This is a genomic window from Sphingomonas sp. 2R-10 (assembly GCF_030062225.1).
Classification (GTDB): Bacteria; Pseudomonadota; Alphaproteobacteria; order Sphingomonadales; family Sphingomonadaceae; genus Sphingomonas.
Genome location: NZ_JASCXF010000011.1, coordinates 1 through 21478, shown reverse-complemented (window position 1 = coordinate 21478; position 21478 = coordinate 1). Strand labels below are relative to the sequence as shown.

Genomic DNA, 21478 nt, shown 5'->3' with positions numbered 1-21478 from the left:
CGAACGCTGATCCTCCGCGTCTTCGCGCCTCCGCGTGAGAACGATCCTTTCTTCTACCATCGGCCATGACCACGCTGCGCCACGCCCTGACCCGCGCGACCGCCCGCATCGCAAGCGTGTCCGATTCGCCCCGCCTCGACGCCGAACTGCTCGCCGCCCACGCGCTGGGTTGCAGCCGCGAGACGATGCTGCTCGCCCGCCTCGACGACCCGGTTCCCGCCGGATTCGAAACGCTGGTCGACCGCCGGCTGACCCATGAACCGGTTGCGTACATCACCGGCAGCCGCGCCTTCTGGACCATCGACCTGCTGGTCGGTCCCGGCGTGCTGGTACCGCGCGCGGACAGCGAGACGCTGATCGAGGCGGCCGTCGATCATTTCGCCGGGCGGGCGCCGGGCCGTATCCTCGACCTCGGCACAGGGCCAGGCACGCTGCTGCTGGCGGCACTGGCGGAGTGGCCGGGTGCGACCGGGCTGGGCGTCGATGCGTCGGTACAGGCGCTCGCCTATGCCCGGCGCAACGGCGACGCGCCGGGCATGGCCGACCGGGTGACCTGGGCGCAGGGCGACTGGACCGCGGGGATCGACGGACGCTTCGACCTGATCCTCGCCAATCCGCCCTATATCGGGACGGGGGAGGTGCTGCCGCGCGAGGTCGCTGGCCATGAGCCGGCCGGCGCGCTGTTCGCCGGGGCGGACGGGCTCGACGACTATCGCCGGATCGTCCCCGACCTGCCGCGCCTGCTGGCCCCCGACGGAATCGCCGCGATCGAGATCGGGCATAGGCAGGGCGACGCCGTGCTGGCGCTGGTCGCGGCCGCCGGCCTGCCCGCGCGACTGGTCCGCGATCTCGGCGGCCGGCCGCGCTGCGTTGTAGCCGGTTGATCCTGTCGTGCGGCGAACCCATCTTTCCGCTTGGAGAAGCCCGGCGCAGTCGCTAAGACCGGCTGCGGGGCAGGCACCATCGACGTAGGCGTTGATTGCGGGGCTGGCTCCTTCCATCGTCATGTGACCCACTGTCGTCCGGTGGGCATGGCAGGCGGACGGTGCCGGTGCATCGCCTCGCGGAGTTGCTCGCACCCGGGATCGCGAGATCGACGGACAGGTAAGGACAGGACAACCAACCCTTGATGAACAATCGTCAGGCCGGCCGCCGTCGCGGTCGCGGTGGACAGCGCCAGCCGGGAAGCGGCGGCGGCAACCCGCGTGATAACGGCAATCGCATCGACAATCGTGCGCGCGGCAACGCCGCGCAGTTGCTGGAGAAATACAAGAACCTCGCCGCCGACGCCCAGCGCGCCGGCGACCGGGTGAACACCGAATATTACCTCCAGTTCGCCGACCATTATTTCCGCGTGCTGGAAGCGGGACGTTCGCGCGTCGAGGAACAGCGCCGTCCCCGTGACGAGTTCGACGGCAACGACGACGAGGATTTCGACGGCGACGGCGACATGGGTGCCGACACCGGCAGCCAAGATCGCGGCCAGCGCGATGACCGTGGCCAGCGCGACGATCGCGGCAACCGTGACGACCGTGGAAATCGCGACGACCGTGGCAACCGCGACGATCGCCAGCCACGCGCCCAGCGTGAGGTCCGCGACGATCGCGGCCCGCGCGAAGAGCGTCAGCCCCGCGAGGAACGCCAGCCGCGCGAAGAACGGCAGGCTCGCGACGATCGCGGTCCGCGGGAGGATCGCCCGCAGCGCGAACGCCTGCGTCGCGACGGCGGCCGCACCGCTCCTGCCAATGACGGCGCCGAACAGCGCGGCATCGAGGGCGAAGTCGGGACGCAGCAGCACGATGTCGTAGAGGCAGCGCCCGAGGCGGCTCCCGAAGCCAAGCCGGTTCGCCGCCGCACACCGCGTACGCGTGTCGAAGCGGCACCGGCCGAGGCGGAGGTCGCGCCGTCGATCGACGCCGATCGCCTGCCGCCGGCGCTGTCGGCGAACGACGATGGCGCCGAACGCCCGCGCCGCCGTCGCCGTGTCCGCACGGACGAGGAAGAGGCCGCGCCGCCCGCCGCCTGATCGGGGCGTCGCCGATCCGCAACCGGGGCCGGTATCGCACCCAGCGATGCCGGCCCCGTTCGTTTGTGGCTCATGCTGGACAGAATTTCGTTGCCCGAGCGTCATTCCAGCGAAGGCTGGAATCTTTCGGAACAGCGCGGTCCGTCCGCCGCGGGAGACCCCAGCCTTCGCCGGGGTGACGGCTATTCGGTCTCGACCCGGTCACCCCGCCGCGAACTGCTCCGCACTCAGAGCGTACAGCCCGCCCGCGCCTGCCATCGCCGCCATCCCCAGTCCGCGCGCCTCGGGCACGATGCGGTCGAGATAGAAGCCGACCGCCGCCCGTTTGCGGGCGACGAAATCCGGATCGTCCACTGTGCCCAGCGCCCGGCCCTGCCGCTCCAGCAGCCAGCCGCAGACGCAGGTAGAGAGCATCGTCAGGAACGGATAGCTGCCCGCCAGCCGGTCGTCGACGCTCGCCTCCAGCATCCAGCGCGCGACCGCCTGGGTATCGCCCAGCAGGTCGTTCAGGGCAGCGTGCGTCACCTCGCCGCGCATTTCGGCGAACAGCGCGTCGATCGCCGCTCCGCCATCGCCCGACAGCTTGCGCCCGACCAGGTCGGCCGCCTGGATGCCGTTGGTCCCTTCGTAGATCGGGGTGATGCGCGCATCGCGGTAATGTTGGGCCGCTCCGGTTTCCTCGACATAGCCCATGCCGCCATGGACCTGCACGCCGAGGCTCGCGACCTCGCAGCCGATATCGGTACCGTGCGCCTTGGCGAGCGGGGTGACGAGGTCGAGCCGAGCCTTCGCGCCGTCGATCCCCAGCGTCGCGCGATCCACCTGCCCGGCGGCGTAATAGACCAGCGCCCGCGCCGCCATGGTCTGCGCAGTCATGCGCAGCAGCATGCGGCGGACGTCGGGATGCTCGATGATCGCGACCGGTGCGCCACCGGTCGATGCGCGCGCCGACTGGACACGCTCACGGGCATAGGCGACGGCACGCTGGGTTGCCGCTTCCGCCACCTGCACACCTTGCAGGCCGACGTTCAGGCGGGCGTTGTTCATCATCGTGAACATCGCGCGCATCCCGCCGCCCTCGGCCCCGATCAGTTCGCCGATGCAGTCGCCGTTGTCGCCGAACGACAGGACGCAGGTGGGCGAGGCGTGCAGCCCCATCTTGTGTTCGATCGACACGACGCGGACGTCGTTCGCCGCACCCGGATTGCCGTCGGCGTCCAGCCGGAACTTGGGCACGAGGAACAGCGAGATGCCCCTGGTTCCCGCAGGGGCGCCCGGCGTGCGGGCAAGGACGAGGTGGACGATATTGTCGACCATGTCATGGTCGCCGAACGAGATGTAAATCTTGGTCCCCGTGATTCGCCACGTCCCGTCGCCGACCGGTTCGGCGCGGGTGGTGAGCGCGCCCACGTCCGATCCGGCCTGCGGTTCGGTCAGGTTCATCGTGCTGGTCCATTCGCCGGTCGCGAGTCTGGGCAGGTAGCGCGCCTGCTGGTCCGCGCTGCCATGATGGGTCAGTGCCTCGATCGCCCCCACCGTCAGCGTGGGCGCGAGGGCGAAGCCGAGATCGGCGGTCCCCAGCGTCTCCAGCACCGCGGTGGCGACCGCGAAGGGCAATGCCTGCCCGCCGAAATCGGCCGGCGACCCGATCGTGCCCCAGCCGCCGGCGACATAGGCCTGATACGCCGCGCGGTAGCCGTCCGGCATGACCACGCCGTCGGGGGTCCAGCGCGCGCCGACCGTATCGCCCTTACGCGACAGCGGGCGCCATTCGCCCGCGGCGAAATCGCCGATCCCGGTCAGGATCGCATCGAGCAGGTCGGGGGTCGCATCCTCGAACCGGGGCGCGGCGGCGATCCCCTCGATCCCGGCGGCGTGGGTCAGCGCGAAACGCTGTTCGGCGGTAGCGGGGGTCAGGTCCATTTGCCCTCTCTCGATCGGCGGTTTTTACCGGTATAGCCACGCAATCATGACCGCTCCAAACGCTTCGATTCCGACCGTTCGCTTACCCTACGGCACGGCGGCGATCGCTGCGGCGGCGGAAGTGATCGGAAGGGGGGGCTGCGTCGCGGTACCGACCGAGACCGTCTATGGCCTCGCCGCCGACGCGACCGATTCGCGTGCGGTCGCCGGTATCTACGCCGCCAAGGGACGCCCGGATTTCAACCCGTTGATCGTCCATGTCCCCGATCGCGCCGCGGCCGAGGCGCTGGCGGTGTTCGACGACGCTGCGCGGCGACTGGCCGATGCCTGCTGGCCCGGCCCACTGACGCTGGTGCTGCCGATCCGCGAGGGCAGCGGCATCGCGTCGCTTGTGACCGCCGGGCTGGCGACAATCGCGCTGCGCGTGCCGGCGCACGACGCGATGCAGGCGCTGCTACGGGCGACCGGTCGACCGCTGGCGGCGCCCTCGGCCAATGCCAGCGGATCGATCAGCCCGACACGCGCCGAGCATGTCCTGCGCAGCCTGGGGGGACGGATTCCGCTGGTGATCGACGACGGCCCGACCGCTCGGGGCATCGAATCGACCATCATCGCCTGTGTCGGCGGACAGGTGCGGCAACTGCGACCCGGTCCGATCGCACGCGAGGACATCGCCAACCTGCTGGGGTGCGCGGTCGGTGGAGCCGGGGCGGGGATCGAGGCGCCGGGGCAACTGGCCAGTCACTATGCCCCGTCCCGGCCGGTGCGGCTGGAAGCGATGGCGGCGCGCGACGACGAATGGCTGATCGGGTTCGGGCCGGTCGCGGGCGATGCCACGCTGTCGGCCGATGGCGACCTGGTCGAGGCGGCGGCGCGGCTGTTCGATGCGCTGCATGTGGCCGACATGGCCGAGCGATCGGGAATCGCGGTCGCACCGGTGCCCGATACCGGGCTGGGCGTGGCGATCAACGACCGGCTGCGCCGCGCGGCAGTGCCGGGCTGAACCAGCACGGCGACCCGCAAGTATCGGGGATCGGTGGCAGTTTTCATTTTTCAAGCTACCCGACGTTAATCATTCGCCTCCTAAGGTACGTTTCGTACAAAGGGAGGGTCGGGTGAGCGGTTCGGAAGAGATCGATTTCGAGGAACGGTTGGCGGCGTTCGATTACGACGCGCGCAGCTATGGCACGTTCCCGCTGGTCCGGCGGGCTATCGAACGCCATGCGCCCGCAGCACTGACGTCGTTGTACCGGCATATCGCCGCGACGCCGTCGATCCGCGACATGTTCACCTCGCCCGCGCGGATGGACCATGCCCGCGACAAGCAGCTGGAGCATTGGCGCAAGCTGTTCTCCGGCCCGATCGACCGCAACTATGCCGCCGCCGCGTCGCATATCGGGCAGGTCCATGCCCGGATCGGCCTTGCGCCGACCTGGTATATCAGCGGCTATGCGCGGATGCTGGAGCATGTCCTGCCGCGGCTGGTGCTGGGGCGGACCGGCTGGCCGTTCGGTGCCCGTCGTCGCGCGCGCGCCGCGACCGCGCTGGTCAAGGCGTCGCTGATCGACATGGACATCGCGCTCGCCGCCTATTTCGTGGCGGAACAGGCCGGACGGCGGGCGGTCATCGAACGGTGCGGGGCGGCGTTCGAACGGATGGCGCAGGGCGACCTGACCGTATCGCTCGACGGGCTGCCGCGCGAATATCAGGCGCTGGCCGACAGTTTCGAAGCCATGCGCCGGCAGATGTGCGAGACGCTGGGCATGGTCACCCGGTCGGGCGAGCAGATCCGCATCGGTTCGGGTAATATCCGCCACGCGTCGGACGATCTGTCGCAGCGCACCGAGCAGCAGGCGGCGAGCCTCGAGGAAACCGCCGCGGCGATGGAGCAGATCACCGGCACCGTCCGTCAGACCGCCGACGGCGCGTCGCGCGCCGACCGGATCGTCGGCGAAGCGCGCAGCGAGGCCGAGGCATCGGGCAGGATCGTGCGCCGCGCGGTCGACGCCATGGACGGCATCCAGCGGTCGTCGGCAGAAATCAGCGAGATCATCTCGGTCATCGACGGCATCTCGTTCCAGACCAATTTGCTGGCGCTGAATGCGGGCGTCGAGGCGGCACGCGCGGGGGATGCCGGCAAGGGCTTCGCGGTCGTCGCCAGCGAGGTGCGCGCGCTCGCCCAGCGATCGGCCGACGCCGCGAAGGACGTGAAGACCCGCATCCTGTCCTCGTCCGAACAGGTGGAGGCCGGGGTCGATCTGGTCAACGCCACCGGAGAGGCGCTGCGGCGGATCATCGGCCGCATCGGCGAGATAAGCGAACTGGTATCGGGCATCGCCACCTCGGCAACGCAGCAGTCGATCGGGCTTCAGCAGGTGAATACCGCGGTGTCGGAAATGGATAACGTCACCCAGCGCAACGCCGCGATGGTCGAGGAAACGACCGCCGCCGCCCGCATCCTCGCGCAGGAGGCCGAAGTGCTGGCGGCCGAAGTCGCCCGGTTCCGGCTGGACGGGGCGGCCAGCGGCAATGCGGTGCACCGGATGCAGGAGCGACTGGCCGCGGCTTGAGGGGTGACCGTGGTCCCTGCGCAAGTGGGGATCCATATACGCAACGGTGCGACTCCTTTACGATCGTTGGCGGCTATCGATTCCTGCCTTCGCGGGAATGACGGCAAGAGGCTGGCGTAGAGAACCAAACGTCGCCCCAGCGCAGGCTGGAGCCTCCCGCGGCGAGGCACGCGGTCTGGCAACAGGAAGATTTCGGCCTTCGCCGGGATGACGTATGTGGCCGCCCCCCGAAGCGTACCAGACCGCAAAGCGGTTGCGCCCGGGCGGCGCGCGTGCTTGGGATTGGCGGGGATCGGGAAACTCTATGGCCAGCCGCGCAATCAACGGACGGTTCGATGCTGGCGCGACCGGTGGGCGCTGGCTCGACGAATATTGTGCTGCCGCTCGGCCGGGCGACATGCTGTGCCATGCGACCGTGCAGGATCGTGCGGCGTGGGAGGCGGCGTTCGAGGAACTGGCCGGCGTGCCGGGCAACACGCTGTCCGCCGCGCGTGAGCGGGCGCAGCGGCATTCCGACGATATCGGCACGGCGTATCGTGCGGCGGGCGAGAATGAGGAGCGCCGCTGGCCGCTGTCGCCGGTCCCGCTGCTGATCGGGGCCGACGAATGGCGCGGCATCGCCGAGGGGATGGCCGAGCGCGCCGACCTGTTCGAGGCGATCGTCGCCGACATCCACGGCGAGCAGCGGCTGGTGGCCGACGGCGTGCTGCCGGCGATGCTGGTCACCGGATCGCCGCTGTTCCTGCGGCCGATGGTCGGACTGGTGCCGCCGGGCGGGCACCAGCTGCACTTCGTGGCGGCCGATCTGTGCCGCGGACCCAACGGGCGCTGGCGGGTGCTGGCCGACCATGTCCGCGTGCCGGTGGGGGCGGGCTATGCGCTGGAGAACCGGCTGGCGATCGGCCGGACGCTGGGCGGCCTGCCCGCGCGGCTCAACATCGAACGCCATGCGCCGTTCTTCGCCGCGATGCGCGCGGGCATCGCCGCCGCGTGCCGCCGTGCCGAGCCGCGCATCGGGTTGCTGACCTCGGGCAAGCTCAACCCCAGCTATCCCGAACAGGCGCATCTGGCGCGCTATCTGGGTTTCCTGCTGGTCGAGGGGGCCGACCTGGCGGTGCGCGACGACCAGCTCTATGTCCGCACCATCGCGGGCCTCAAGCGGATCGACGCGCTGTGGCGGCGGATCGATCCGCGCCTCATCGATCCGCTGGCGTTCGATGCCAATTCGACGATCGGCGTACCCGGCCTCGTCGATGCGATGGCGGCGGGCAATGTCGTGATCGCCAATGCGCCGGGCGTCGGCGTGCTCGAATCACCGGCCTTCGCCGCGTTCCTGCCGGCGCTGGGCGAGCGGTTGCTGGGGCGGGCGCCGTCGCTGCCATCGATCGGGACATGGTGGTGCGGCCGGGCGGGCGATCGGGCGCGGGTGCTGTCGTCGCTCGATCAGCTGGTGATCGGTCCCGCCTTTGCCGGGCCGGTGGCGGAGCTGGCCGGGCCGGTGCTGGGCGCGTCGCTGGACGAAGCGGCGCGCGCGCGGCTGACGGCGGCCATGGCGCTGCGCCCGCAGGATTATGTCGGGCAGGAGGTCGCCGAACTGTCGACCATGCCGACCGTGTGCGACGGCGAGCTGCTGCCGCGGCCCTTTTCGCTCAGGGTATTCGCCGCGCGCGGCGGCGACGGGCGCTGGGTCGTGCTGCCCGGCGGCTTCGTGCGGATCGGCGACCAGCCCGACGCGCGCGCGGCGGTGATGGGCGAGGGGTCGTGGTCGGCCGACGTCGTCGTCCACGGTCCCGATCCGGTCGCGCCGGTATCGCTGCTGCAGCCGACCGACAGCGTGGAACTGCGCCGCAATCCCGGCACGCTGCCCAGCCGGGTCGCCGACAACCTGTTCTGGCTGGGCCGCTATCTGGAGCGGGGCGAGGCGTTGCTGGGCGTCATCCGCGTGCTGTTCGGCCATTCGATCTCCGCCGATACCGGCGCGGCGCTGGCGCCGGCGACGGTCGAGCGGCTGGTGACGCTGATCGTCGACACCGGCGCGGCCGCCCGCCCGCCCAGCCACCGCCGCCGCGACCTGGTCGATTTCGGGCGCGAGGCGATGGAGTCGGTCGACGGCTGGGGCAGCGTGCGCGCGATCAACCGCATGGCGACCGGCATCGGCGGCGTGTCGCGCGACCGGTTGTCGCTGGACATGGTGCGGCTGCTCGACGCGCCGCATCCGATGACCGGCACGCTGCTCGACCGGGCGGGTACGTTGCAGCGCCGCTATGCCGCGCTCGCCGGGCTGTCGGCCGAACATATGGGGCGGACCGATGCGTGGCGCTTCCACGATCTGGGACGGCGGATCGAGCGGGCGATGGCGGCGACGCGCACGCTGCTGGCGGTCGACCTGCGCCGGGCGAGCGCCGAGGACCTGTCGACGCTGCTCGACCTGGCCGACAGCCAGATCAGCTATCGCCAGCGTTACCTGATGGGGTTCGCACGGGTGCCGGTGATCGACCTGATCGCGCTGGACCCCGGCAATCCGCGCGGCATCGCGTTCCAGGTGGAGACGATCGTCGGCCATCTGGCGAAGCTGCCGGTGCTGAACGATGCCGGCATCGCCGAGCCGCAGCAGCGCATCGCCGCGCGGCTGACGGCGGGCATCGCCATGGCCTCGGCCGATCGGCTGGACCGCGGCTGGGTGCTGGAAATCAACCAGCAACTGCAAAAACTGTCCGACGCCATCGGCACCCGCTATTTCCTGCAAGGCGCGCAGCCGCTGCGCGAAGCCGGGCTGACCCTCGCATGATGCGCTATGCCATCCGCCACATCACCCGTTTCGATTACGAGGAGGCGGCGGGGTTCGCGCGCTGCAACCTGCGGCTGCGGCCGATCCTGTGGTCGGGGCAGGAGCTGGAGGAATATGCGCTGCTCGTCGAACCGGGCGGCCATACCGAACCGGCGCGGGCGCAGGCGGGGCTGGCCAACGTCACCCGGCTGGTGGTCGAGCGGCCCGAACGGACGCTGACGATCGAGAGCCGGGCGACGGTGCGCGTCGAACGCACGATCCCGCTGCCGTCGCCGACCGACCCGACGCTGGCCGACATCCGCCGGATGGTGGGCGAGGTCGCCGATGCCGGCCCCGCCAGCCCGGTCAGCTATCTCTTTCCCTCCACCCATGTGCCCATCGTGCCCGAGATCGCGGCATGGTGTGCCGAGGACCTGGCCGACGATCACGGCATCCTCGACGCCGCGATCGCGCTCGCCCGGCGCATCCAGCGCGACTTCGCCTTCGATCCGACCGCGACGCTGGTCGACACGCCGCCCGCCGAAGCCTTCGCCAAGCGCGGCGGGGTGTGTCAGGATTTCGCGCAGATCATGCTGTCGGGCTTGCGCGGCGCGGGGCTGCCCGCGGCCTATTGCTCGGGCTATCTGCGCACGCTGCCGCCGCCGGGGCAGGAACGGCTGGTCGGGGCCGATGCGACCCATGCGTGGGTATTGGTATGGGCCGGTCCCGTTCTGGGATGGACCGGGGTCGATCCGACCAACGGCATCTGGATGGCCGAGGACCATGTCGTGATGGCGATCGGCCGCGACTATGCCGACATCGCGCCGATCGATGGCGTCGTGCTGGGGTCGGGCGCGCAGACGATGCAGGTGTCGGTCGACGTGGAGCCGCTGCCGGTCGGGTAGCCGGTTCGGGAAGGCGGGTGGCGGTAATCAGGGCAGCCGGCCCGGCCGATGCCGCCCGCGAAGCGCAGCCGCCGCCGGACGATGCCCTGCCGGTGCCCGACCCGTACCGGACGTTTGCGCGTTCCCGATATTCCATGTCCGACGAACCGTTTCGGGAAAAGGCATTCGGGAACAGGTTTCGGAAACCGGACCCTGACGGAGCGTCGCCGAGTGGGTTGGCGGGTCCGTTTGTCCGTCGCGGGTTCCTATTTGGGAATGGCGAACACCTTCTGCATCTCCGCGCGATCGAAACTCTCACCGTCAATTTCGACAGTCTGATGCTCAACGATGCTGAAGCCCATCGCCGCGAATGCCGGTTGCGCCATCAAGCTCGCGTGCACCCACAATTTTCCATCGCCTCGCTCAAGGCTGCGCTGCTCAATCCATGTGTATAACTGTCGGAACAAGCCGGTCCCCTGCGCTGACGGCCTGATGTAAGCGAAATCGATATAGCCATTGGGCTCAAGGCTCATGAAGCCTGCGATCACGGTCACGGATCGAGCCAAGACAATCATCTGCCTATCAAGACGCGCGTCCCATTCCTCGCCGCTGCGGCGGTGGGGCACCCATCTCTCACGCTGCCTATCCGTATATTTGCTCGGGCCGCTTCTGACTGCCTCGAACATTACGTCGGCTAGGTCATCGTAATCGGTTTTGGTGGCCCATTGCAGCTGGTAGGAGGTGTCCATGCGCATCGGGTATCGCCGGGAATGGCCCGCTTCAATCAGGATAATTCCCGAAACTCGATCGATATCGAGAACGCCTGCGCCGTCTCGATCGTCGTTCGTTTGCAGGAATGATCGCGATCGGAGACCGGTTAGGGTATGGACGCACCATGATCTACTTCATCGGTGGAGCAAGTCGCAGCGGCAAGTCGCTGCTGGCGTCGCGGATGATGACGCAGGCCGGCGTGCCGTGGCTGTCGCTGGATGTGCTACGTATGGGACTGGTGCGTGGCGCACCGGTGCTGGGCCTGAATGCTGAAGCCGACGACTTGGAAGAAGCGGCGCGATTATGGCCGATCATACGGGCGATGACCGAGAATATGATCGACGACGGGCGAGACTATTTGATCGAGGGTGCCTGTCTGGACCCGTGTGACGTTGCCACGCTCGTGGCTGCCGGAGAAGCGCGGGCCTGTTTTCTGGGGTATCCCCGGCTATCCGCAAAGGAGAAGGCAGGTTTCGTTCTGCAATTCCGCGACGGTCCGAACGACTGGCTGACCGACGAGCCGCGGCAGGTCATGCTGGCGCACCTTCTCGATGGTTGTCGGACGAGTCGGAGGATCGAGAAATCGTGCGGCGAAGTAGACCTGCCGTTCTTCGATACCGGCTGCGACTTCGGTATCGCATTGTCGGCAGCAGAGCGATGGTTGGTGGCCGGCCAGTTCTGACCAGGCCACCCCTCTTTCCAAAATATCGATCCCAATGGGAATGCCCCGGCCGTCTCGCTCACCCTTCGTTTGTGGGAAGGAAATTAGTTGCGAAGCAATCGCGCCCCATCGTCATCTCGCCTTTTAGAATTGCGGCTGATCGCTCGGCGATGCAAAGTTGCGGTACAAGCGCCTCTGACCGGAGGCAGTTTTCTATTCGTCGCGATGCCGCCGCTCATGCCCACCGAAGGACCCGTTGATGCCAGTTGAGTTTATATCTCAAACGACTGGACGGACGTTCGGCATCGGTGAGCTTGAGCAACCACGACTGTTTTTGTGGCAGTTAGGGTCATACGCTGACGACCTTCAGCTAGGGTCGATCGACAGCTATGAGCATGAACCCGGCGTTTGGCAGGAGGGCCGGGAACAGGCTCGATGGCACGCTTGGATGCGGTATGATCGTCGTGGTGCATTGCCTGCTGAGTTAACGCCGGAGCGCTTCTATCTCGCGACGGGCCTTCGATCACTGAGCAAGATCGGGGACTATTCTGGCAGCTATGATCTTCCGGTAAAGGTTGTGTCGCAGCGGTTTTTGACGGCGCTTCAGGAAGCTGGCCAACCGGACATGCAGATTATGCCGCTGACAGTTTGGCGCAGAGCGCAGAGCGATCACGCGCCGCAGGCTGATGCCGTAGCGGAGTTCTTCGCTCTATATTGCTGGGCTGACCCAAAGGTGTTTGATCTAGAGCTTTCGTCGCTCGATCGCATCGATCTCGATAAATACGGATCGGCTTTGACCGACGACGGTTTGGACGCGCCATCCGTGTCGAAGGTTTACACCAATACATGGCAAAACATGGCACTGTCAGTCCCCACCGGTGAAGTTGATTTACCTCCATTATTCCGCATCTCAGGCGCGGGCGGTGGCAGGTATGTGTCGCCGCAGTTTGCCGCAACGATCGAGCGACAGAAACTGAAGGTAAATCTGGTCAAGCGCCCGATCGACCCTGATCGCGAAAGTGCGATCGGCGAAGCGGTGCGACAAGGGATGCTGACTGCATGGCCGCCAGAGCATCCCTTGGGCGACTGATCGACATTTTCCCGAAATTCGATCGTTTGCGGGAAAGTCGGCCGAGTTCGCCAGCGCCGGCCCGCGGGTCCCGCCCGGCTGGCCCGGCATGTCGCAGCTTCGCCAGACCGCCGCGACCATCGTCACTTCGCGCCCCGGCAGAGGCCGGTCCGGTCGGGGGACGTCCGGAACGCGCGGAAAGGCGTTGGCGATGGAATCCCGACTCGTGACGGGGTGCGGTGACGATGTGGCTCGGTTCGGGACGTTCCCGGAGATCCCGCCTCGCGGGAACACTGCGGCCAACCCGGATTGACGAACCCGTAACGGACGCGCGATAAAGAACAAATCATGAACCTAGAGTCGTCCACCCTTGTCGCGCTGAAGCGTTGCGTCGCCGCCATGGAGCGGCGCGCGCCGGTGGCCGAGGCGGTGCGGGTGGCGACCGGGCATGGCGATATCGATGCCGCGCTGTCCGGTGGAGTCGCGCGCGGACGGGTGCACGAGATTTTCGCGCTGGATATCGGCGATGCCGGCAGCGCGACCGGCTTTGCGGGCATGCTCGCGGTCCGGCTGGGCGGCGGCATCGTGTGGTTGCGCGAAGCGGCGGTGGTGCAGGGCGGCGGGCATCTGCACGCGCCGGGGCTGGTCGAGATCGGAGTCGATCCCGCGCGGCTGCTGCTGGGGCTGCTGCCCGATCCGCTGTCGGTGCTGCGCGCCGCCGCCGATGTCGTGCGCTGTGCCGGCGTCGGCGTGGCGGTGATCGAACTGCACCGCGATCCCAGGGCGCTCGACCTGACCGCCAGCCGCCGCCTCGCGCTGGCGGCGGAGGAAAGCGGGGTGACCGCGCTGCTGCTGCGCATTGCCGCGACTCCGGTGGCGAGCGCCGCCGACACGCGCTGGGCGGTGCGGTCCTGCGCCTCGCAGCCGCTGCCCGCCAACGCGCCGGGCCATCCGACCTTCGACCTCGAATTATTGCGTCAGCGCGGCCGGGGTGCCGATGGCCGCTGGCAAGTGGAGTGGAACCGTGAGCAAGCCGTCTTCGTCAGCGCCGCAGAGCGGCCGACGCCATCTGGCGCTGTGGTGGCCGTTCCTGCCGACCGACCGGTTGCGGCGCCAATCCCCCTGCGGCGTGCCGGATGACGCCCCGTTCGTCTGTGTCGAGACGGTGCGGGGTGCCTTGCGCATCGCATCGGTCGATCCACAGGCGGTGGAACAGGGGATCGCCCCGGGCATGGCGCTGGCCGATGCCCGTGCGCTGCTGCCCGACCTGGCGGTGGTCGATGCCGATCCGTTCGCCGACCATGGCTGGCTGGAGCGGATCGCCGACGCGTGCGACCGGTTCACGCCGCTGGTGGCATTCGACGGCGGCGACGGCGTGACGATGGACATCACCGGCTGCGCGCACCTGTTCGGCGGCGAAGGCGCGCTGGTGGCGGAAGTCGAGGCGCGGCTGGAACGGTTCGGCACGCTGCGCCACGCGCTGGCCGATACGCCCGACGCGGCGCAGGCGCTGGCGCGGTTCCAGAGCGCCCCGGCGGCGAGCGAGACGGCGGCGGTCCGGCGGCTGGGGGTCGCGGCGCTCAGGCTGGACGACGAGATCGCGGTGGCGCTGCGCCGCGCGGGCCTGCGCACCATCGGCGATCTCGCCAGCCGCCCGACCGCCCCGATCGCGGCGCGCTTCGGCGAGGAAACGGTGGCGGCGCTCGCGCGGTTGCTGGGCGATGCCGACCAGCGGCTGCGACCGCGGCGCGCGCTGCCCGCCTTGTTCTTCGAGCGGCGCTTCGCCGAACCGATCGCGCGCGACGCCGACGTGCTGGCGACGATCGGCGATCTGGCGGGCGAGGCCGAAGCCGAACTGACCGCGCGCGATCGCGGCGGGCGGCGCTTTGCGGTGCGGCTGTACCGGGCGGATGGCGCGCTGCGCGATCTGGCGGTCGAAAGCGGGCTGCCCTTGCGCGATCCGCCGTCGATCCTGCGACTGTTCCGCGAACGGATCGACGCGCTGTCCGACCCGATCGATCCGGGGTTCGGGTTCGACATGATCCGCATGAGCGTCCCCGCGCTCGAACCGCTCGCCGCCACCCAGTTGCAGCTGGAGGGCGGGGCGGTCAGCGAGGAGGCGATGGCGGCGCTGGTCGACCGGCTGACCACCCGGCTGGGGCGCGGGCGGATCGCGCGGATGGCACCGGGCGACAGCCATCTGCCCGAACAGGGCGTGCTGACCATCCCCGCGATCGACACGCCTGCGCCGACCGGCTGGGACGCGCCGGAGGCCGGCGAGCCGCCGCTGCGCCCGATCCACCTGTTCGACCCGCCGCAGCGGATCGAGGTGATGGCCGAGGTCCCCGACGGGCCGCCGCACCGCTTCCGCTGGCGCCGCGTGCTGCACGACGTGATCCGGTTCGAGGGGCCGGAACGGATCGCCGCGCAGTGGTGGCGGCGGGGCCAGGCGAAGGTGCGGACGCGCGATTACTACCGCGTCGAGGACGTGCGCGGGCGGCGCTACTGGATTTTCCGCCACGGGCTGTACGATCGCGAGACGCCCGATCCGATGTGGTATGTCCATGGGGTGTTCGCGTGAGGCGTGCCGCGCTTGCGACGCCGCACCGGCTGCGTCACCCCAGCGAAGGCCGGGGTCCCTCCGTTGCTGGTACAACGTGTTTGCCGCGAAAGATTCCAGCCTTCGCTGGAATGACGTTTGGGACGAAGAAGATCATGGTCGGCCTGGCCGCGTGACATGCCCTTTGCCGAACTGATCGCCGCGACGCATTTCTCGTTCCTGCGCGGGGCGTCGGCGCCGTCCGACATGGTGGCGCGTGCGAACGAACTCGAAATGGCCGGGATCGGGATCGCCGACCGCAATACCGTCGCGGGCGTGGTGCAGGCGTTTCTCGCGCTGAAAAAGGCGAATGCGGGGCTGGTCGAACAGGGATTGCAGCCGAACGATTTCGACCTCGTCGTCGGTGCCCGGCTGGTATTCGCCGACGGGACGCCGGACATCGTCGCCTATCCGGTCGACCGCGCGGCATGGGGGCGGCTGACGCGGCTGCTCAGCGCCGGGAATCTGCGGGCGAAGAAGGGCGCGTGCGAACTCGGCCTTTCCGACCTGCTCGCATGGCAGGAGGGGCTGCTGCTGATCGTCACCGCGCCCGATGCGGCGTTGCTGGCGCGGTTGCGCGATGCCTGTCCGGGGCGGGTGTGGCTGGCGGCGGCGATGCCGCGTGGCGGACGTGACCGGCGGCGGCTGGCGGCGCGGATCGCGCTGGCGCAGGCGGTGGGCGTCCCGCTGCTGGCGACCAACGATGCGCTGTACGCGACCCACGAACAGCGCCCGCTGCACGACGTGCTGACCTGTATCCGCGAAGGGACGACGATCGCCGCCGCCGGGCGCAGGCTGGCCGCCAATGCCGAGCGGCATCTGAAGGACCCGGTCGAGATGGCGCGGCTGTTCCGCGACTGTCCGCAGGCGGTGGACGAGAGCGTCGCGCTGCTCGGGCGCATCACCTTTCGCCTGACCGACCTGAAGTATGAATATCCGCACGAGCCGGTGCCGACGGGGTGGGAAGCGCAGGACTGGCTGGAGCATATGGCGACGACCGCCGCGCACGCGCGCTACGGCCCCGACCTGCCGGGCGGGGTGCAGCGGCGGCTGGACGAGGAGTTCGCGCTGATCCGCCAGCAGAAATACGCGCATTATTTCCTGACCGTCCACGACCTTGTCCGCTTCGCACGGAGCTGCGATCCGCCGATATTGTGCCAGGGGCGCGGGTCGGCGGCCAATTCGATCGTGTGCTTCCTGCTGGGCGTCACCTCGGTCGATCCGAGCGAGCACGACCTGCTGTTCTCGCGCTTCGTGTCCGAGGAACGCGACGAGCCGCCCGACATCGACGTCGATTTCGAACATGAACGGCGCGAGGAGGTGATCCAGTATATCTACGCCCGCTATGGCCGCGAACGCGCCGGCATTGCCGCGACGGTCATCCATTACCGGCCGAGGAGCGCGGTGGGCGAGGTCGGCAAGGTGCTGGGCCTGACCCGCGACGTGACGCAGCGGCTGGGCAGTACCGTGTGGGGCAGTTTCGCGGGCGCGATGGAGGCGCGGCGCTATGTCAGCGCGGGGTTCGACCTGAACAATCCCGACATCGCGCAGTTGCGCTGGCTGGTCGACCAGATCCTCGAATTCCCGCGGCACCTGTCGCAGCATGTCGGCGGGTTCGTGCTGACGCAGGGGCGGCTGGACGAAATGGTGCCGATCCACAATGGCGCGATGGAAGGGCGGACCTTCATCGAATGGGACAAGGACGATATCGACGCGCTGGGGCTGATGAAGGTCGACGTGCTGGCGCTGGGGATGCTGACCTGCATCCGCAAGGCGTTCGACCTGCTGCGCCAGCATGATCTGGGCGACCACGACCTGACCGTCGACCTGAAGGCGGACGACAGGGACGTGTATGCGATGCTGCACAAGGGCGACAGCATCGGCGTGTTCCAGGTCGAGAGCCGGGCGCAGATGAACATGCTGCCGCGCCTGAAGCCCGAAACGCTCTACGACCTGTCGGTGCAGGTGGCGATCGTGCGGCCGGGACCGATCGAGGGGGACATGGTCCACCCCTATCTGCGACGGCGCGCCGCGAAGGAGGTGGTGCAATACCCATCGCCCAAGCCGCCGCACGATCCCGATGAATTGAAGGCGCTGCTCGACAAGACCTATGGTGTGCCACTGTTCCAGGAACAGGTAATGAAGCTCGCCATCGTCGCCGCCGATTTCAAACCCGGCGAGGCGAACGAACTGCGCCGGGCGATGGCGACGTTCCGCAATCCCGGCACCATCAAGGAACTTCGGGAAAAGATGATTACGGGCATGACCCGGCGCGGCTACGAACCGGACTTTGCCGAACGCTGCTTTCGCCAGATCGAGGGGTTCGGCAGCTATGGCTTTCCCGAGAGCCACGCGCTGTCGTTCGCGCGGCTGGTCTATGTGTCGTCGTGGATCAAGTGCCACCATCCGGCGGTGTTCGCCTGCGCGCTGCTGAATTCGCAGCCGATGGGATTTTACGCGCCGGCGCAGATCGTGCGCGATGCGCGCGACCATGGGGTCGAGGTGCGCGGGATCGATGTGAATGTGAGCGACTGGCACAACAAGCTGGAAGGGGACAAGCTCGCGCTGCGGCTGGGGTTTCGCCAGATGGACGGGTTCCGCGAGAAATGGGCCGAGGCGATCGTCGCCCAGCGGCCCTTTGCCGGGGTCGAGGAACTGGCGCGGCGGGCGCGGCTGCCGCAGCGCGCGCTGCGCCTGCTGGCCGATGCCGATGCGTTCCGGTCGATCGGGTACGACCGGCGCGAGGCATTGTGGGAGGTGCGGCGGACCCCCGATGCCGAACTGCCGCTGTTCGCCCATGCCCGTGCCGCCGAACTGGGCGAGGAACCGACAATGACGCTGCCTGCCATGCCCGCGGTCGAGCATGTCGTGACCGATTACCAGACGCTGCGCCTGTCGCTGAAAGGCCATCCGCTGCAATTCCTGCGCGAACGGCTGCGGCGGATGGGGGTGGCGAGTTGTGGCGAGATCGGGTCCGCGAAGGCGGGGACGAAGGTGATCGGCGCCGGCCTCGTCCTCGTGCGGCAGCGGCCGGGCAAGGGCAATGCGATCTTCGTCACGCTGGAGGACGAGAGCGGGATCGTCAACGTCGTGCTGTGGGCGCGGCTGTTCGAGGCGTATCGCCGCGAGGTGATGGGCGCGCGGCTGATGCTGGTCGAGGGCGAGGTGCAGCGCAGCCGCGAGGGGATCGTCCACCTGATGGGCGCGCGGGTGCAGGATCGCAGCGATCTGCTCGACACGCTGGGCGAGGCCGCGCCGTCGGGGAGCGAGGCGGTACGGCCGATCGCGGCACGCCATCCGCGCGACGTGCGGCTGGTGCCCAGGTCGCGCGATTTCCACTGACAAGCGCGACCACCCCCGCGTAGGACGGCGGCCGGGGAGGCTTCATGAACGGGTTGCTGCTGTTCGTCGTCGCGATCGGCTATGCCGCTGCGCTGTTCGCGGTCGCATGGGGCGTGCGGCGGCGGGGCGTGCCGGCCCGCGACCGGCGGATCGTCTATACGCTGGGACTGGCGGTCTATTGCAGCAGCTGGACGTTCAACGGCGCGGTCGGCAGCGCGGTGGCCGATGGCTGGGCGTATCTGCCGATCTATCTGGGGCCGATCCTGTTGTTCGTCGCCGGACGGCGGTTGCTCGTGCGGCTGGTCGGCGCGGTGCAGGCCGATGGCGCGACGTCGATCGCCGACTTCATCGGCGGGCGGTTCTCGCGCAGCCGCGGGGTGGCGGCGCTGGTCACGTTGATCGCGCTGACCGGCACAATCCCCTATGTCGCGTTGCAGCTGCGGTCGGTCGCGACCAGCTATGCCGCGCTCGCCGGCACGGGCGACGCGACGCGGCCGATGATCGCGACCGCGCTGCTGCTGGCCGGGTTCGCCATCGCCTTCGGCACGCGGGGGCAGGCGAAGGGGCGGGCGGATAGCGGGCTGCTGGCGGCGGTGGCGGTCGAATCGGTGGTCAAGCTGGCGGCGTTCGCCGCGGTGGCGGGCTTCGCGGTGTGGCTGGTGGCGACGGCGGCACCGGCACAGCGCAGCGCCGGGATCGCGCGGCTGGCCGGCGGGTTCGCGAGGGCGCCGGCGATCGCCGATTTCTGCGTCGCGACCGCGCTGGCGGCGGCGGCGATGCTGTGCCTGCCGCGACAGTTCCACGTGACGGTGATCGCGGCGAGCGGTCCCGACGACCCGGCACAGGCGCGCTGGCCGTTCGTCGCCTATCTGGCGGCGACCGCGCTGCTGGTCGTGCCGATCACGCTGGCGGCGCTGGTGCAGGGCGGGATCGCGCGGCCCGACCTGCTGGTCATCGCCATGCCGCTGGCGGCGGGCGCGCCGGTCGTGGCGCTGCTGGGGTTCGTCGGCGGATTTTCGGCGGCGACGGCGATGGTGGTGGTGGAGACGGTCGCGCTGGCGACGATGGTGTCGAACGACCTGATCGCGCCGCTGCTGCTGCGCAGCCCGCGCATGGCCCGGGCGGCGCATGTCGGGCGGACGCTGCTCTGGGTGCGGCGCGCGGTGATCGGTGGGATCATCGGCGTCGCGTTGCTGACCGCGCTGCTGATCCCGGCGACGCGCGGGCTGGCGTCGATCGGCCTCGTCGCCTTTGCCGCGATGGCGCAGTTCGCGCCCGCGCTGCTGCTGGCGGTGCTGGGTGGCGGGCGCGATCCGCTGGCGGCGAAGGCGGGGCTGGCGACCGGGCTCATGGGGTGGACGCTGCTGCTGTTCGTGCCGACGCTGATGGGCGAGGCGCTGCCGGTCGCGGGCTGGGGCGGCATGGGGCCGGTCGCGGCGGCGGCGGTGGCGACGCTGATCGCCAACATCGCCGTCCATGCGATCGTCGCCGCGTCGCGCGCGCCGCGGCTGCCCTTCGTCCGCGACGACCGGGTGCCGCCGGTGCGCGACCTGCCCGAGCTGACGCAGCTGGTCGCGCGCTTCGTCGGCGCGGAACGGGCGCAGGCCGAGCTGGGGCCGGGCACCCATGTCGACGCGCGCGCTGCGCGCCGCGCCGAGCGGCTGGTCGCGCAGGTGGTCGGCGTGTCGTCCGCGCGGCGGCTGGTGGGATCGGCGCTGTCGGGCGAGGGGCTGGGCGCGGACGACGTCGCGCGGATGCTGGACGAGAGCGGCCAGAGCCTGCAATTCTCCAAGGGGCTGCTGGCCGCGACGCTGGAGCATATCGATCCGGGCGTCAGCGTGGTCGATGCCGAGCTGAACCTCGTCGCGTGGAACCAGCGCTATATCGACCTGTTCGGCTTTCCGCCGGGCATGATCCGGGTCGGTGCGCCGGTGGCCGATGCGATCGCGTTCAACGCGCTGCGCGGCGATTGCGGCCCCGGCGAGGTCGACGACCATGTCGCCCGGCGGCTGGCGCATATGCGGCGGGGCACACGGCATGGGTTCGAGCGGGTCAGGAACGACGGGCGGGTGCTCAAGACCGTCGGCGGGCCGATGCCGGGCGGCGGATACGTCATGTGCTTTTCGGACATCACCGTCGAGGCGCAGGCGCTGCGCGCGGTGGAGACGGCGCGCGCCGACCTAGAACGGCGGGTCGAGGAACGGACGCGGGCGCTGTCCGATGCCAACGCCGCGCTGGCGCGGGCGACGGCGGACAAGACGCGGTTCCTGGCGGCCGCCAGCCACGACCTGTTGCAGCCGCTGCACGCCGCGCGGCTGTTTACCGCGGCGCTGGCGCGCGGGGCGGACGATCGCGCGCGGCCGCTGGCGGCACGGATCGACCAGTCGATCGCGGCGGCCGACCAGCTGCTGCGCGCGCTGCTCGACATATCGAAGCTCGACGCCGGGGGGATCGTGCCGGTGCCGACGACCTTTGGGGCACGCGACCTGCTGGTCGAGCTGGTCGACAGCTTCGCCGACCAGGCGCGGGCCAAGGGGCTGACGCTGCGGCTGGCACCGGGCGATGCGGTGGTCGCGACCGACCGGGTGCTGCTGCGCTCGATCGTGCAGAACCTGCTGGGCAATGCGGTGCGCTATACCACGCGCGGCGGGGTGGTGGTGGGCGTGCGGCGGCGGGGCGGGATGGCGCGGATCGAGGTGGTCGACACCGGCCCCGGCATCGCGGAGGCCGACCGGGCGCGGGTGTTCGGCGAGTTCGAGCGGCTGGCCAATGCCGAGGATGCCGGGCTGGGCCTCGGCCTCGCCATCGTCGCGCGGACCGCGACGCTGCTGGGGGCGGGGGTGGAGCTCGACAGCCGGGTCGGGCG

The 21478-nt window shown here is 69.5% G+C and carries 14 protein-coding genes; 12 read left to right on the top strand and 2 right to left on the bottom strand.

The window, feature by feature from the left end; all coding sequences use genetic code 11:
- Nucleotides 1-65 precede the first annotated feature (65 nt).
- A complete protein-coding gene (gene prmC, locus QLH51_RS06820; protein WP_125654229.1) occupies nt 66-884 on the top strand; it encodes a peptide chain release factor N(5)-glutamine methyltransferase in 819 nt (272 codons plus the stop codon).
- Between the two features lie 245 nt (nt 885-1129).
- Nucleotides 1130-2026: a DUF4167 domain-containing protein gene (locus QLH51_RS06815; protein WP_206428757.1), complete on the top strand. Its 897-nt coding sequence runs from the start codon at nt 1130-1132 to the stop codon at nt 2024-2026.
- A 201-nt stretch (nt 2027-2227) separates the two neighbouring features.
- Here the strand turns inward: QLH51_RS06815 and QLH51_RS06810 are convergent, their stop codons facing one another.
- Nucleotides 2228-3949: an acyl-CoA dehydrogenase gene (locus tag QLH51_RS06810; protein WP_125654233.1), complete on the bottom strand. Its 1722-nt coding sequence runs from the start codon at nt 3947-3949 to the stop codon at nt 2228-2230.
- A 46-nt stretch (nt 3950-3995) separates the two neighbouring features.
- Here QLH51_RS06810 and QLH51_RS06805 point away from each other — a divergent pair, with 46 nt between their 5' ends.
- From QLH51_RS06805 to QLH51_RS06790, 4 genes are all read left to right on the top strand, one after another.
- The gene (locus QLH51_RS06805; RefSeq protein WP_125654235.1) at nt 3996-4952 is read left to right on the top strand and encodes an L-threonylcarbamoyladenylate synthase; all 957 of its coding nucleotides are present in this window, start codon (nt 3996-3998) and stop codon (nt 4950-4952) included.
- Nucleotides 4953-5064: 112 nt separating this feature from the next.
- A complete protein-coding gene (locus QLH51_RS06800; RefSeq protein WP_125654237.1) occupies nt 5065-6519 on the top strand; it encodes a globin-coupled sensor protein in 1455 nt (484 codons plus the stop codon).
- A 304-nt stretch (nt 6520-6823) separates the two neighbouring features.
- Nucleotides 6824-9307 carry a circularly permuted type 2 ATP-grasp protein gene (locus tag QLH51_RS06795; protein WP_125654239.1) on the top strand — a complete coding sequence of 828 codons (2484 nt, stop codon included), beginning with the start codon at nt 6824-6826 and terminating at the stop codon, nt 9305-9307.
- A complete protein-coding gene (locus QLH51_RS06790) occupies nt 9307-10191 on the top strand; it encodes a transglutaminase family protein (protein WP_125654290.1) in 885 nt (294 codons plus the stop codon). Before QLH51_RS06795 ends, QLH51_RS06790 begins: the two co-directional genes overlap by 1 nt.
- A 245-nt stretch (nt 10192-10436) precedes the next feature.
- Here QLH51_RS06790 and QLH51_RS06785 read toward each other — a convergent pair whose 3' ends face one another.
- A complete protein-coding gene (locus QLH51_RS06785) occupies nt 10437-10919 on the bottom strand; it encodes a GNAT family N-acetyltransferase (RefSeq protein WP_164516042.1) in 483 nt (160 codons plus the stop codon).
- 146 nt (nt 10920-11065) lie between these two features.
- Between QLH51_RS06785 and QLH51_RS06780 the strand changes: the two genes are divergently transcribed.
- From QLH51_RS06780 to QLH51_RS06755, 6 genes are all read left to right on the top strand, one after another.
- On the top strand, nt 11066-11623 hold the full coding sequence (locus QLH51_RS06780; RefSeq protein ID WP_125654243.1) for an AAA family ATPase: 558 nt from the start codon (nt 11066-11068) through the stop codon (nt 11621-11623).
- Between the two features lie 238 nt (nt 11624-11861).
- The gene (locus QLH51_RS06775) at nt 11862-12692 is read left to right on the top strand and encodes a hypothetical protein (protein WP_125654245.1); all 831 of its coding nucleotides are present in this window, start codon (nt 11862-11864) and stop codon (nt 12690-12692) included.
- Nucleotides 12693-13019: 327 nt separating this feature from the next.
- Nucleotides 13020-13811, top strand: coding sequence for an ImuA family protein (locus QLH51_RS06770; RefSeq protein WP_206428760.1), 792 nt, complete (start codon nt 13020-13022; stop codon nt 13809-13811).
- Nucleotides 13696-15252: a Y-family DNA polymerase gene (locus QLH51_RS06765; protein ID WP_206428761.1), complete on the top strand. Its 1557-nt coding sequence runs from the start codon at nt 13696-13698 to the stop codon at nt 15250-15252. The genes QLH51_RS06770 and QLH51_RS06765 overlap by 116 nt, the downstream gene beginning before the upstream one ends.
- Before the next feature lie 156 nt (nt 15253-15408).
- Nucleotides 15409-18612, top strand: a complete 3204-nt coding sequence (locus tag QLH51_RS06760) for an error-prone DNA polymerase (protein ID WP_125654250.1) — start codon at nt 15409-15411, stop codon at nt 18610-18612.
- A gap of 44 nt (nt 18613-18656) precedes the next feature.
- A partial coding sequence (locus QLH51_RS06755; RefSeq protein ID WP_206428762.1) for a PAS-domain containing protein occupies nt 18657-21478 on the top strand: 2822 nt, incomplete at its 3' end.

Excerpts from the sequence above, each read along its gene's own strand:
- prmC (WP_125654229.1), top strand. The coding sequence starts at position 66 with ATGACCACGCTGCGCCACGCCCTGACCCGCGCGACCGCCCGCATCGCA.
- QLH51_RS06815 (WP_206428757.1), top strand. The coding sequence starts at position 1,130 with ATGAACAATCGTCAGGCCGGCCGCCGTCGCGGTCGCGGTGGACAGCGC.
- QLH51_RS06810 (WP_125654233.1), bottom strand. The coding sequence starts at position 3,949 with ATGGACCTGACCCCCGCTACCGCCGAACAGCGTTTCGCGCTGACCCAC.
- QLH51_RS06805 (WP_125654235.1), top strand. The coding sequence starts at position 3,996 with ATGACCGCTCCAAACGCTTCGATTCCGACCGTTCGCTTACCCTACGGC.
- QLH51_RS06795 (WP_125654239.1), top strand. The coding sequence starts at position 6,824 with ATGGCCAGCCGCGCAATCAACGGACGGTTCGATGCTGGCGCGACCGGT.
- QLH51_RS06790 (WP_125654290.1), top strand. The coding sequence starts at position 9,307 with ATGCGCTATGCCATCCGCCACATCACCCGTTTCGATTACGAGGAGGCG.
- QLH51_RS06785 (WP_164516042.1), bottom strand. The coding sequence starts at position 10,919 with ATGGACACCTCCTACCAGCTGCAATGGGCCACCAAAACCGATTACGAT.
- QLH51_RS06780 (WP_125654243.1), top strand. The coding sequence starts at position 11,066 with ATGATCTACTTCATCGGTGGAGCAAGTCGCAGCGGCAAGTCGCTGCTG.
- QLH51_RS06775 (WP_125654245.1), top strand. The coding sequence starts at position 11,862 with ATGCCAGTTGAGTTTATATCTCAAACGACTGGACGGACGTTCGGCATC.
- QLH51_RS06770 (WP_206428760.1), top strand. The coding sequence starts at position 13,020 with ATGAACCTAGAGTCGTCCACCCTTGTCGCGCTGAAGCGTTGCGTCGCC.
- QLH51_RS06760 (WP_125654250.1), top strand. The coding sequence starts at position 15,409 with ATGCCCTTTGCCGAACTGATCGCCGCGACGCATTTCTCGTTCCTGCGC.